Here is a 12,225-nt window from a genome sequence, read left to right on the forward strand (position 1 = left end):
CAGAGATTACGGGGTCCGGTGGATCGATGGCCAACGGTTCGCGCATGTCCCGACGCCTGTCGCGGCAGCAGAACGACCCCGGAAGGGCGCCCCGTACCGCGACAGGCTCTGTCTCGGAACCGCGGAGATCAGGTCAGGCCGTGTGGAGGGTGAGGCCGTAGCGGCTCAGGATCTCGTTGACCGGCTGGTACCAGGTCTCGCCGCCGCTGCTGCAGTTGCCCCAGCCGCCGGAGGTGACGCCCTGGGCCTGGTCGCCGCTGATGAAGGAGCCGCCCGAGTCGCCGCCCTCGGCGCAGACGCTGGTCTTGGTCATCTGGTGGACGGCGCCCTGGCTGTAGTTGACCGTCTCGTTCTTGGCCAGGAGGTTGCCGCAGCGCCAGTGGGTCGTGGAGCCGGAGCGGCAGATCGAGGCGCCGATGGGGGCCTCGTTGGAGCCGCGGACGAGCTGGTCGGAGACGCTGCCCCAGCCGAGGACCACGGGGGCGGTCCACCAGCCGCTGCCGACGTTGACCCACGCGTAGTCGTTGTCGGGGAAGGACGATCCCTGGAAGTTGCCGATGTACGAGCCGTCCCAGCCGCTCACCCCGGCGCCGGCCCGGCCGCAGTGGCCGGCCGTGACGAAGCCGCCGTGGACGGAGAAGCCGATGGAACAGCGGACGTTGCCCGTGTAGTACGGGTCGCCGCCGACGGTGCCCGCGGCGAAGGTCCGCGGGGCCGCGGCGGTCTCCTCGACCGTGACGGGACCGGCCTGCCGGGCGCGGGTGAGGAAGCTCCGGACATCGTTGTCGCTCTTCTGCGCGGCGACGACGTTCACGACGACCGTGTTGGCCTTGGGGTCGACGTGCCAGCTCGCGACACCGGCCGGCGCGGAGAGCGCGTCGATCCTCGCCTTCGCCGCGTCGAGCTGGCGCGCGCTGTGCTGCACCAGACGGACGGTCGCACCGGTCGCCCGTACGGCCTCGGCCTTTCCGGCGCTGCTGACGGCCACGGTGAGCGTGCCGCTGTCCGCGTCGAACCAGGAGCCGCCGTACGACGATCCCGCCGCGCGCCGCGCCTTGCCGTCCACGGCCGTGGCGGTCTTCTCCGCCGCGAGACGAGCCTCGGCCTGGCTCTTCGTCAGACCCAGGTCCTTCTGCATCGCGGAGAGCAGACCGGCGGAGGCCGGTGCTTCCGAGCGGGGGGAGGAGGGGGCGGAGGGGGCCGCCGCCGCCGGAACGAGGCCCGCGGTGGCCCAGGTTCCGAGGATGAGGAGTGCGGACAGGCCGGTACGTATCACTGTCGTGCGTCTCAAGGGATTGGCCCTTCTGGTTGTTCCAGCTTCGTGGGGGTGGAACAGTGCCGTCTGAGAGCGCTCTCAGAGGGTGCCAGCGGGAGCGTAGCCGAGGATCATGGTCAGGTCCATGCCAATGAACAAGTCGGTCCGCTTGTCCGTCGCCGTACGGCCCCGCGGGAACGTCGTTTATTCGTTCGATCATGTCTGAGCCGCCCTGCTAGCGTCCTGGGCGTGGCGACGAAACTCAATCAGATCATCGCGGTGGAGAAAGGCGTCAAGTCCAAGGCGCATCAGGACCTGACGGCGGCTCATCACGGCCTCCAGAAGCCGGCCCTGCTCGCCGGTATCTCCCGTACGTACCAGCCGAAGGACGAGGAGGGCGAGCAGCTTCCGCCCGAGTCCACCCGCGTGCAGGTCAAGGCCGAGGACGCACTGCGCGAGACCGCGAAGACACTGACGAGGCTGTTCGATGTGACCGCCACCAAGGACTGGGCGAACTGCGTGGCGCGCGCCGACATCACCGTCGACGGACGGGTGCTGGTGAGCGAGGCGCCGGTGTCGTATCTGCTCTTCCTGGAGAAGCAGCTCACCGACCTCAACACCTTTGTGCGCAAGCTGCCGGTGCTGGACGCCTCCGAGTCCTGGAGCCAGGACCCCTCGACGGACGCGTGGAAGACCGAGGCGGTACGGACCGTCCGTACGAAGAAGGTCCCGCGCAACCATGTGAAGGCCGAGGCGACCGAGAAGCACCCGGCGCAGGTCGAGGTGTACTACGAGGACATACCGGTCGGTTACTGGACCACCGTGAAATTCAGCGGCGCGCTGCCCGCCCGCCGGGTGAACGAGCTGCTCGACCGGGTCGAGAAGCTCCAGCAGGCCGTGAAGTTCGCCCGTGAGGAGGCGAACGGCACGGATGTCACCGATCAGCGGGTAGGTGACGCGGTGTTCGGCTACCTGTTCGGGTAGCCTCGAAGACTCCCCGGCTGCCCGCTTGTGCGGCCGGGGTGCGCGAGGAGCGCAAGCTGAAACTGAAGCTTGTCGTGACTGCGCGGTTCCAGTGGAGGTTCGAGTCCTCCCCGCGGCACATCCGTACAGCGGATGAACGGGCCGCGGTAGCCCAACCGGCAGAGGCAGACCGCGATCAATCTCAGACTATTGCTCCAGACTCAGCATTCGCCGCCGATCGCCGGATCGACCGGGCCCAGGCCCTGGGGCGTCGAAATGCCGGTTCAAGTCCGGCCCGTGCAGCTCGATGCGCGGTGGTCCAATGGCAGGACGCGGCGACATGACGACTGACCTGGGTCCTCAAGTGTGCCGGCGTGCGACATGGGTGGCATCACAGGGCTCGGGGGCCGGCTACGCCCCCGGGTCCGCTCCCGTTCCCGGCCCCGGAATCCCTTCCGGCCGTGCCCGGGTCCGCTCCCGCCCGTGCCCCTCCCGGTTCCGGCCCGGGGCTCCCCCCGCCGTCACTGGCGGTACCCGCTCAGAAAGCGGCCGATACGGCTGATCGCCGCGTCGAGGTCGTCCGCGTACGGCAACGTGAGAATCCTGAAGTGGTCCGTACGCGGCCAGTTGAAGCCCGTTCCCTGGACGACCTGGATCTTCTCGCGGAGCAGCAGATCCAGCACGAACCGCTCGTCGTCGTGGATCTTGTGCACCTTCGGGTCCAGTCGCGGGAACGCGTACAGCGCGCCCTTCGGCTTGACGCAGGAGACCCCCGGAATCTCGTTCAGCTTCTCCCAGGCGCGATTGCGCTGCTCGTACAGTCTGCCGCCCGGAGCCGTCAGCTCCCGGATGGACTGACGGCCGCCCAGCGCGGCCTGGATGGCGTACTGCGCGGGCGCGTTGGGGCACAGCCGCATCGACGCGAGCATCGTGAGCCCCTCCAGATAGCTGCGCGCGTGCTGCTTGGGCCCGGTGACGACGAGCCAGCCGGAACGGAAACCCGCCACCCGGTACGTCTTCGAGAGTCCGCTGAAGGTCAGCACGACCAGATCGGGGGCGAGGGCCGCGGCGGTGTGGTGGACCGCGTCGTCGTAGACGATCTGGTCGTAGATCTCGTCCGCGAACACCATGAGCTGATGGCGGCGGGCCAGATCCAGCATCCCTTCGACGATCTCCCGTGGATAGACCGCGCCCGTGGGGTTGTTGGGATTGATGATCACGACGGCCTTGGTGCGGTCGGTGATCTTCGCGGCCAGATCGTCGAGGTCCGGATACCAGTCCGCGGACTCGTCGCAGAGATAGTGCACGGGACGGCCGCCGGCCAGAGTCGTCACGGCGGTCCAGAGGGGGAAGTCGGGGGCGGGGATCAGGACTTCGTCGCCGTCCTCCAGCAGTGCCTGGACGGCCATCGAGACCAGCTCCGAGACGCCGTTGCCCAGGAAGATGTCATCGACGGTGACATCGGGCAGACCCAGGGTCTGGTACCGCTGGGCGACGGCGCGGCGCGCGGAGAGGATGCCGCGCGAGTCCGTGTACCCATGGGCCTGGGGAAGCATCCGGATCATGTCCTGGAGGATCTCCTCCGGTGCCTCGAACCCGAACAGCGCGGGATTGCCGGTGTTGAGGCGCAGGACGCTGTGGCCCGCCTCCTCCAGTGCGTCGGCGTGCTCGATCACCGGGCCGCGGATCTCGTAGCAGACCTCGCTCAGCTTGCTCGACTGCCGGAATTCCATGCGGTGGCCTCCCAGACCTTGTTGCGATACTTGGTTTTACCAAGTGCGAGCTTGGAAAGTCCAACAACATGTCTAGACTGCGCCACATGTCACGTCGCCGAAGTTACGACCAGTACTGCGCCACCGCCCGTGCACTCGACGCCGTGGGCGACCGCTGGACCCTGCTGATCGTCCGCGAACTGCTCGCGGGGCCCCGCCGTTACACCGATCTGCACGCCGATCTGCCCGGCGTCAGTACGGATGTGCTCGCCTCCCGGCTCAAGGACATGGAGCGCGACGCGCTGGCCACGCGCCGCAGGCTGCCTCCGCCGGCCGCGGCGTACGTGTATGAACTCACCGAGCGGGGGCGGGGGTTGCTGCCGGTCCTCACGGCCCTCGCCGAGTGGGGCGCCCCGGCGCTGGAGGAGCGCAGGCCCACCGACGCCGTACGGGCGCACTGGTTCGCCGTGCCGCTGCTGCCGGTGCTCGACGGCCTCGCGGGTCCGGACGGCGAGGGCGGGTGCGGACAGGAGGGCGTGGTGGAAGTCCGGCTGGACGAAGGGGCGTTCCATGTCCGGCTCGGCGCGGGGGATCCGGTGTACGGCGACGGTCCGGCGGAGAGCCCCGACGCCCGCCTCGTCCTCGACGCCGACACCTGCCGCGCGCTGAGCGGAGGCGAGCTGACGGTCGGGGACGGCGTGCGTGCGGGGCGCATAGAGCTGACGGGAGAGGGGGCGCTCGCGAAGGTCCTGCGCGGGGAGTGACGCGAGGTGCCAGGTGTCCATCTCTCGCTCGCGGTACGAAACCTCATGCGCACCACCTTTGACGTGTTCTTAATGTTCCTCTTAATGCCTTAAGAGATAATCGGGTTCAATGAGCTTATTCATCACCCGATGTCATACTTGGTGGTGTCAGTGTCCCCTGCTGGTTCGAGGGTGAGATAAGTGGCCATGAGGCGGCCGGACGCAGCCGATGAAGGCCGGTCCGTCCGGTTGGATGTCTTTGCGGACGGGTCGTCCACGGCCAGGGTCACCGTCGATGCCCGGGGCACGGTGACGGGATGGAGCGAAGGCGCGCGGCGACTGCTGGGGCATGCCGCCTCGGCGGTCGTGGGGCGGCCGGCGGCCGAGCTGCTCGCCGACACGGCGACGGCGGAATCGGCCGCGCGGGCGGTGGCGGAGGCGAGGCGGAGTCCGAGGAAGCTGTGCAGATGGAGTGGGACGGTCGCGCTGCTGCACCGGGACGGTAGCCGGGTGGACGTAGCGCTGCTGGCACACCTCCGGACCACGCACCCCGGGACGGAAACCGAGCACCCGGGGACGGGAGCCGAGCACCCCGGGACGGGAGCCGAGCACCCGGGGACGGAAGCCGATACGGCTGCGACGGACCCGGTGAGTGTGGCTGACGCGGTGGGCGCGGACGCCCTGGCGGTGGACGAGGAGCCGGCCGAGGACGTGCCGGCGGAGGACGGGCGGGCGGAGGACGGGCGGGTGGACGCTGCGGATGCTCAGGACGCTTCCGCCCCCGAGACCGCCCCGGCCCCTTCCGTTCCTGACTCGTCCCCCCAGGGCCCGCCGTGCCCCGGCGCCGGAGGCCGGGCCGATGTCGAGTGGCTGCTCGTCTCCCCCCTCCACCGCCCCGAACCGTGCGCGGAGGACGAGGAGCTGGTCGAGCGGTCCTTCGCCCAGTCCCCGTGCAAGATGGCGATCTACGACACCCATCTGCGGATGCGGTGTGCGAACGACGACATGGAACATCTGCTGGGCCTGGCGGAGGACGACATACGCGGGCTGCGGCTGTCGGAGATCCTGCCCGGCCCGGAGACCGAGAACACCGAACGCTATATGCGGCTGGTGCTGGAGACCGGTGAGCCCCGGCAACTCGCGTTCTCCCTGTGGATGGTCGGCCATGAACACGAACTCGCCTGGTCGCTCACCATCTCGCCGCTCTGGGACCACGACGACGAGGTGCGGGGTGTGATGGTGGCAACACATGACGTGACGGCGCAGCATACGGCCCGGCAGCGGCTGCTTCTGGTCAACGAGGCCAGTATCCGGATCGGCAGCACCCTCGACATCCAGCGCACCGCGCAGGAACTGGCCGACGTGTCCGTACCGGTCCTCGCCGACTATGTGACGGTCGATCTGCTCCCCGTCGTCAGCGAGGGCGGCGAGCCCCCGCCGGGACCGCTGTCCGGCCGGGTCATGCTGCGCCGCGTCGCGTGCCGCTCGATCTTCGAGGGTGCCCCCGAGGCCGTGGTTCCCGTGGGCGAGACAGCCGTCTACTCCGACTACTCACCCGCCGGCGAGAGCCTCATCACCGCGCGGGGGGTCCTCAGCAAGGTGAACGACCCCGACGCGAACCGCTGGAAGGTCGGGGCCCCCGAACGGGCCTCGAAGATGCGTGAGTTCGGCTTCCACTCGACCATCGCCGTCCCTCTGCGCGCTCGCGGCACCACCCTCGGCGTGGCGACCTTCTCACGGCACCGGCGCCCCGAATCCTTCGAACAGGAGGATCTGCTCCTCGCCGAGGAGATCACGGCCAGGGCCGCCGTCTGTATCGACAACGCCCGCCGCTTCACCCAGGAACGGGAGACCGCGCTGACCCTCCAGCGCAGCCTGCTGCCCAGGAAGCTGCCCGAGAACGCGGCGGCCGAGGTCGCCTTCCGCTATCTCCCCGCCGACACGAGGGCCGGGGTGGGAGGCGACTGGTTCGATGTGATCCCGCTGTCCAGCTCGCGGGTCGCCCTGGTCGTCGGCGATGTCGTCGGCCACGGCCTTCAGGCGTCGGCCACGATGGGCCGGCTGCGGACGGCGGTACGCACCCTGGCCGATGTCGATCTGCCGCCCGACGAACTGCTCACCCACCTCGACGACCTCGTCAACCATCTCGCCGCCGAGGCGGCGAGCAGCCAGAACGCGGCCGCCACGGCGGAATCCTCCGGGGACGTCGGAGCCACTTGTCTGTACGCGGTCTACGACCCGGTCAGCCGGCGCTGCTCGCTGGCCCGCGCCGGGCATCCCCAGCCCGCCGTGGTCAGTCCCGAGGGGGCCGTCGATTTCCTCGACCTGCCGGCGGGGCCGCCGCTCGGGCTGGGCAATCTGCCCTTCGAGAGCGTCGAGGTGCAACTGGCCGAGGGCAGCACGCTCGCCCTCTACACGAACGGTCTGATCGAGACACGCGACCACGGCATCGACGAGACACTGTCCGCGCTGCGCCAGGCTCTGTCCCAGCCCACCGCGCCCCTGGAGGACATCTCCGACGATGTGCTCAAGGCGCTGCTTCCGCCCCATCCCGAGGACGATGTCGCCCTGCTCCTCGCCCGTACCCACGCGCTCGACGCGAGCCAGGTGGTCACCTGGGAGCTGTCCTGCGATCCCGCCGTCGTGGGGCGGGCACGCGGCGATGTCTCCGCCCAGCTCACCGACTGGGGTCTCGACGAGGCCGTCTTCACCACGGAACTGGTGGTCAGTGAACTCGTCACCAATGCCATCCGCTATGCCCAGGCACCCATCCAGCTCCGGCTGATCCATGACCGCAGCCTGATCTGCGAGGTCTCCGACGGCAGCAACACCGCGCCGCATCTGCGCCGGGCCAGGGTGTTCGACGAAGGGGGCCGCGGTCTGCTGCTCGTGGCCCAGCTCACCCAGAGCTGGGGCACGCGCCAGGGCGCCGGCGGAAAGACCATCTGGGCGGAGCAGACGCTTCCGGTCATGAGCCTGTGAGTGGCCTGTCAGTGGCCCGTGCGTGGCCCGTGCGTGGCCCGTGCGTGGTCCGTGACCCTTGAGTCGGCCTCGGCGGCGTGCGCCGTTCCCCGCTGAACGATGATGAACGGGTGCGACTCGAAGCGATCACCTGGGACCGGCTGACCGAGGCCCTCGCGGAGCGGGTCCTGGAGACCGGTGCGACGGACGGCGGGCCCTGGCCGCGCGTCGCGTTCGACGGGGCGCCTGCCGCCGGAACGGCCGAGCGGGCCGAGGCGCTCGCCGAGGCCCTGCGCGTACGGGGCCGGTCGGTGCTGGTCGTCGGCACCGGCGGTTTCCTGCGCCCGGCCTCGCTGCGGTACGAGTACGGGCGCGAGGACCCCGATACGTACTACAGCGGCTGGTTCGACACCGGCGCCCTCTGGCGTGAGGTGTTCGGCCCCCTGGAACCGGACGGCAACGGACTGGTCCTGCCCGACCTCTGGGATCCGGCCACCGACCGGGCGACCCGCAGCCCGCACCGTCGGCTCGCGCCCGGCGGTGTGCTGGTGCTCCACGGACCGCTGCTGCTGGGCCACTGGTTCCCGTTCGACCTCACGGTGCATCTGCGGCTGTCGCCGGGCGCGCTCCGGCGCCGTACCGACCCCGCCGAACTCTGGACGCTGCCCGCCTTCGAGCGGTACGAGGACGAGGTGGACCCGGTGGCGGTCGCCGATGTGGTCGTACGGGCCGACGATCCCCGGCATCCGGCCTGGGGCGGGCTGGACCGGGGCTGAGCGGGCGCGCATCTCTGCTACGGCGGGCCTGTCTCCTCCGGTGGCCGCCCGCCCACCGTCACCACCGCGCGCGCTCCCGCCCGGCTGCCCGCGGCGGCGGCCCGCACGGGGTCCGCGCCCGTCAGCCGCGCCGCCAGGAACGCGCCGGTGAAGGCGTCGCCCGCCCCCGTCGAGTCCAGGGCGCGGGCGGGCACCGGCGCCACGCGGGCGCTCACGGCGCCCGCCTCCGCCACCAGGGCGCCGTCCCCGCCGAGGGTGACCACCGCCACCGGCACCCGCCGGCTCAGCTCGGCGGCGGCCTCGGCCGGATCCGTCAGCCCGGTGAGGAGCCTGGCCTCGTCGACGTTGGGGAGGAGTGTCTCCACGCCCTCCACCGCCGTCAGGAAACGGTCCGCGCCCAGCTCCCCGATGAAGCCCGCCGAGGCGGGATCCACGCTCACCGGGACACCCCGCTCCAGCGCCGACCCCATCGCCACGGCGGCCAGTTCCCGGCTCACCTCGGTGAAGAAGAGATAGCCGGAGAGATGCAGCCGCTCCACCCCGTCGAGCAGGGACGGCGACCAGTCGGCGGCGGACAGCCGGAGCGTCGCGCCGCTGTCCGTGAGCAGCGTGCGTTCGGCGGAGGCGTCGACCAGGCATATCACCGTGGCGGTCGGCACCTTGTCGTCGATCACCAGACGTGCGCGTACCCCTGCCCGCCGCAGCCGCTCCGCGTGCCAGTCGTGGGCGTCCGCGCCCACCCGGGCCAGCAGCCGTACATCGGCGCATCCGCTGTGGGCGGCCCAGCAGGCGGCGTTGGCCCCGGCGCCGCCGGGCAGCGTACGGATCTCGGCGGCCGTGTCCGTGCCGTGTGCGAGGGACGTGCGGTACCGCGCCACCACATCGGTCACCACATCACCGACCACCAGCAGCGCCCCCCTGCCCGAAGACTCGCCCCCTGGAGACTCGCCCCCCGACGCCTCGCCCCCCGACGCCCTGCCGCCTGCCTCCTTGCCGCCTGCCTCCTCGCCGCCCGGAGCCGCGCCACCCGGAGTCTCGCCGCCGCGTGCGCCGCCTCGGGTCACCGGGCCGCGGCGGCGCGGGCCGCGGCGATCCGCGCCGCGAGCCGTACATTGCCGCGTACCGCCGCCAGATTGGCCTCCAGCGAGGCGCCCCCCGTCCGCCGCATGAGATGGTCCAGCAGGAACGGGGTGACGGCCTGGCCGACGATCCCGCGCTCCTGGCACTCGGTGAGGGCCTCCGCGAGCACCCGGTCGTGCAGCGCGGGATCGAGCTGTTCCGCCTCCGGTACGGGGTGGGCGACGAGGAGCGCCGATTCGGGACCGCCCAGCGCGTCCTGTGCGCGCATCACGGCCGCGACCTCCTCGGGCGTACGGACCGTCCAGTCGACCGGCTCTCCTGAGGAGGCCAGATAGAAGCCGGGGAAACGTTCCGTCCCGTATCCCAGGATGCCCACGCCCAGCGTTTCGAGGCGCTGGAGCGTCGCCGGGACGTCCAGGATCGATTTGACCCCCGCGCAGACGACCGTGATCCGCGTCCTGGCCAGCAGAGCCAGATCGGCGGACTCGTCCTGGGTCTCGGTCCAGCCGCGGTGGACCCCGCCCAGCCCGCCGGTCGCGAAGACCCGGATCCCGGCCCTCGCGGCCAGGAACGCCGTGGCGGACACGGTCGTCGCACCGCTCGCGCCCGCCGCGACGGCGGGCGCGAGATCGCGGTGGCCCAGTTTCCGTACGGAGTCGTCCTGGGCGATCCGCTCCAACTGGTCCTTGACCAGGCCCACATGGGGCCGGCCGTCCAGTACGGCCACGGTCGCGGGCACGGCGCCGCCGGCCCGCACCAACTCCTCCAGTTCCTCGGCGACCGCCAGATTGCGCGGACGCGGCAGTCCGTGCGCGATGATCGTCGACTCCAGGGCGACCACGGGACGGCCCGTGGCGAGCGCCTCCCGCACCTCGGGGGACTGCTGCGATGTGATGTCTGGCATGTCCCCATCCATGGCACAACCTGGCCCCGCGCAAACGTCGCCCGGCCCGCGCACGCGCGGGTGTGCGCGCCGCGCACGGCGCCCGGCCCCGTGCGGAACGCCCGTCCCGGCGTAAATCCGCCAGGTCGGCCGGGCGCCGAACCGCGTGCCGTGGGCAGGGAACCGCCTGCGCCGTGGGCAGGGACCGCCCGTGTGGACACGGAATCACCTGCCCTAGGCACGGAACCGCCGACCGGCGGGGAACGCCGGTCGGCGGGACGGATCCGCGTGGGTCGGCCGGATCCGGCCTGGATCAGGCGGCCTTCGCTCCGTCCAGCGCTCCGTGCGGGTTGAGCACATACTTCCGGCTCGCTCCCTGGTCGAACTCCGCGTAGCCGCGCGGCGCCTCGTCCAGCGAGATCACCGTGGCGTTCACCGCCTTCGCGATCTGCACCTTGTCGTGCAGGATCGCCTCCGAGAGGCCCCGGTGGTACTTCATCACCGGGCACTGTCCCGTGGTGAACTCATGGCTCTTCGCCCAGCCGAGGCCCAGCCGGACCTTCAGCGTGCCGGACTTGGCGTCCCGGTCGACACCGCGCGGGTCGTCGGTGACATACAGCCCCGGGATACCGAGCTTGCCGCCCGCCCTGACCACGTTCATCAGGGAGTTGAGGACGGTCGCCGGTGCCTCGTCGGTGTCCTTGCCATAGGCGCGCGCCTCGAAGCCGACCGCGTCGACCGCCGCGTCCACCTCAGGCACACCCAGGATCTGGGCTATGTGGTCCTCCAGCGAACCCAGCGTCAGATCGACGGTCTCACAGCCGAAGCTGCGAGCCTGGTCCAGCCGCTGGCTGTTGAGGTCGCCGACGATGACGACCGACGCGCCGAGGAGCTGCGCCGCTGCCGCCGCCGCGAGGCCGACGGGACCCGCACCGGCGATGTACACCGTGGAGCCGACCTCCGTACCAGCCGTCACGGCGCCGTGGAAACCGGTCGGGAAGATGTCCGAGAGCATCGTCAGATCGAGGAGCTTCTCCATCGCCGCGTCCCGGTCGGGGAACTTGAGCAGATTGAAGTCCGCGTACGGCACCATGACGTACTCCGCCTGGCCACCGACCCAGCCGCCCATGTCGACATAGCCGTACGCCCCGCCGGGACGGGCCGGATTGACGTTCAGACAGATGCCGGTCTTGCGCTCCTTGCAGTTGCGGCAGCGCCCGCAGGCGATGTTGAACGGCACCGACACGACATCGCCGACGTCGAGGAACTCGACGTCGGGCCCCTTCTCGATGACCTCGCCCGTGATCTCATGGCCGAGGACCAGACCTTCGGGGGCTGTCGTACGCCCACGTACCATGTGCTGGTCGCTGCCGCATATGTTGGTGGCGAGGACCTTGAGGATGACCCCGTGCCGGCACTTGCGACCGACATTGGCGGGGGCCACGCCCGGCCCGTCGCGAAGTTCGAGCACGGGGTACTCGGTCTCCCTGACTTCCACCTCACCCGGCTTGATGTAGGCAACCGCCTTGTTTCCTCCGCTCATGCTGACTCGCCGTCCCTTCGGTTCTGCTCGTCCAGCGGATGACTCGGCCTGTGCGCGGGTCATGGAGTCCGGTTCCGCTCGGGCGGTCCGCCCACCCCAGGGGTGCGGACACGGAAAGCCGCCCGGTCGGCGGGGCCGGTTCTTCTGCGCCTCGCACGGTTTCCGCCGGGCTGTACGCGCGGTGGTTCTCCACAAATCAGCCTAAGCCCGGCATTGAAAGCGGACAAGTGACGGTAAAAAGGGCAATGCGCTGCTGTGAGAGCCAGTGCCACGGGGTAATCGCCCGGGTGTCAGCGGGTGTCAGCGGAT

Annotated in this window: 9 protein-coding genes; 4 read left to right on the forward strand and 5 right to left on the reverse strand. The window is 70.6% G+C overall.

Features of this window, described 5'->3' with window-relative positions:
* Positions 1-133 precede the first annotated feature (133 nt).
* Positions 134-1,276, reverse strand: a complete 1,143-nt coding sequence (locus tag ACFYYH_RS17390) for an alpha-lytic protease prodomain-containing protein (protein ID WP_388551699.1) — start codon at positions 1,274-1,276, stop codon at positions 134-136.
* A 228-nt stretch (positions 1,277-1,504) separates the two neighbouring features.
* On the opposite strand from ACFYYH_RS17390, the gene ACFYYH_RS17395 reads away from it, so the two are divergent.
* Positions 1,505-2,239 carry a hypothetical protein gene (locus ACFYYH_RS17395; RefSeq protein WP_388551468.1) on the forward strand — a complete coding sequence of 245 codons (735 nt, stop codon included), beginning with the start codon at positions 1,505-1,507 and terminating at the stop codon, positions 2,237-2,239.
* Between the two features lie 500 nt (positions 2,240-2,739).
* On the opposite strand, the gene ACFYYH_RS17400 is transcribed toward ACFYYH_RS17395, so the two are convergent.
* Complete coding sequence (locus ACFYYH_RS17400) at positions 2,740-3,951, reverse strand: pyridoxal phosphate-dependent aminotransferase (RefSeq protein ID WP_388551470.1); 1,212 nt, start codon at positions 3,949-3,951, stop codon at positions 2,740-2,742.
* 86 nt (positions 3,952-4,037) lie between these two features.
* Between ACFYYH_RS17400 and ACFYYH_RS17405 the strand changes: the two genes are divergently transcribed.
* The 3 genes from ACFYYH_RS17405 (at position 4,038) to ACFYYH_RS17415 (ending at position 8,410) form a co-directional block, all read left to right on the forward strand.
* On the forward strand, positions 4,038-4,694 hold the full coding sequence (locus tag ACFYYH_RS17405; protein WP_388551472.1) for a winged helix-turn-helix transcriptional regulator: 657 nt from the start codon (positions 4,038-4,040) through the stop codon (positions 4,692-4,694).
* 228 nt (positions 4,695-4,922) lie between these two features.
* On the forward strand, positions 4,923-7,655 hold the full coding sequence (locus ACFYYH_RS17410) for a SpoIIE family protein phosphatase (RefSeq protein ID WP_388551473.1): 2,733 nt from the start codon (positions 4,923-4,925) through the stop codon (positions 7,653-7,655).
* A 110-nt stretch (positions 7,656-7,765) separates the two neighbouring features.
* Complete coding sequence (locus ACFYYH_RS17415) at positions 7,766-8,410, forward strand: uridine kinase (protein WP_388551474.1); 645 nt, start codon at positions 7,766-7,768, stop codon at positions 8,408-8,410.
* A gap of 17 nt (positions 8,411-8,427) precedes the next feature.
* Here the strand turns inward: ACFYYH_RS17415 and ACFYYH_RS17420 are convergent, their stop codons facing one another.
* The 3 genes from ACFYYH_RS17420 to fdhA all read right to left on the reverse strand — a co-directional run bounded on the left by ACFYYH_RS17420 (position 8,428) and on the right by fdhA (position 11,916).
* Positions 8,428-9,315, reverse strand: a complete 888-nt coding sequence (locus tag ACFYYH_RS17420; protein WP_388551475.1) for a carbohydrate kinase family protein — start codon at positions 9,313-9,315, stop codon at positions 8,428-8,430.
* 155 nt (positions 9,316-9,470) lie between these two features.
* Positions 9,471-10,394, reverse strand: a complete 924-nt coding sequence (locus tag ACFYYH_RS17425) for a pseudouridine-5'-phosphate glycosidase (protein WP_388551476.1) — start codon at positions 10,392-10,394, stop codon at positions 9,471-9,473.
* 292 nt (positions 10,395-10,686) lie between these two features.
* A complete protein-coding gene (gene fdhA / locus ACFYYH_RS17430) occupies positions 10,687-11,916 on the reverse strand; it encodes a formaldehyde dehydrogenase, glutathione-independent (RefSeq protein WP_388551478.1) in 1,230 nt (409 codons plus the stop codon).
* Positions 11,917-12,225: the final 309 nt, after the last annotated feature.

The organism is Streptomyces sp. NPDC002018 (genome assembly GCF_042890865.1).
In the GTDB taxonomy this organism is placed as follows: Bacteria; Actinomycetota; Actinomycetes; order Streptomycetales; family Streptomycetaceae; genus Streptomyces.

Bases quoted from the DNA above. Each gene is read 5' to 3' on its own strand.
- ACFYYH_RS17425 (WP_388551476.1), bottom strand. From the start codon at position 10,394: ATGCCAGACATCACATCGCAGCAGTCCCCCGAGGTGCGGGAGGCGCTC.
- ACFYYH_RS17405 (WP_388551472.1), top strand. From the start codon at position 4,038: ATGTCACGTCGCCGAAGTTACGACCAGTACTGCGCCACCGCCCGTGCA.
- fdhA (WP_388551478.1), bottom strand. From the start codon at position 11,916: ATGAGCGGAGGAAACAAGGCGGTTGCCTACATCAAGCCGGGTGAGGTG.
- ACFYYH_RS17400 (WP_388551470.1), bottom strand. From the start codon at position 3,951: ATGGAATTCCGGCAGTCGAGCAAGCTGAGCGAGGTCTGCTACGAGATC.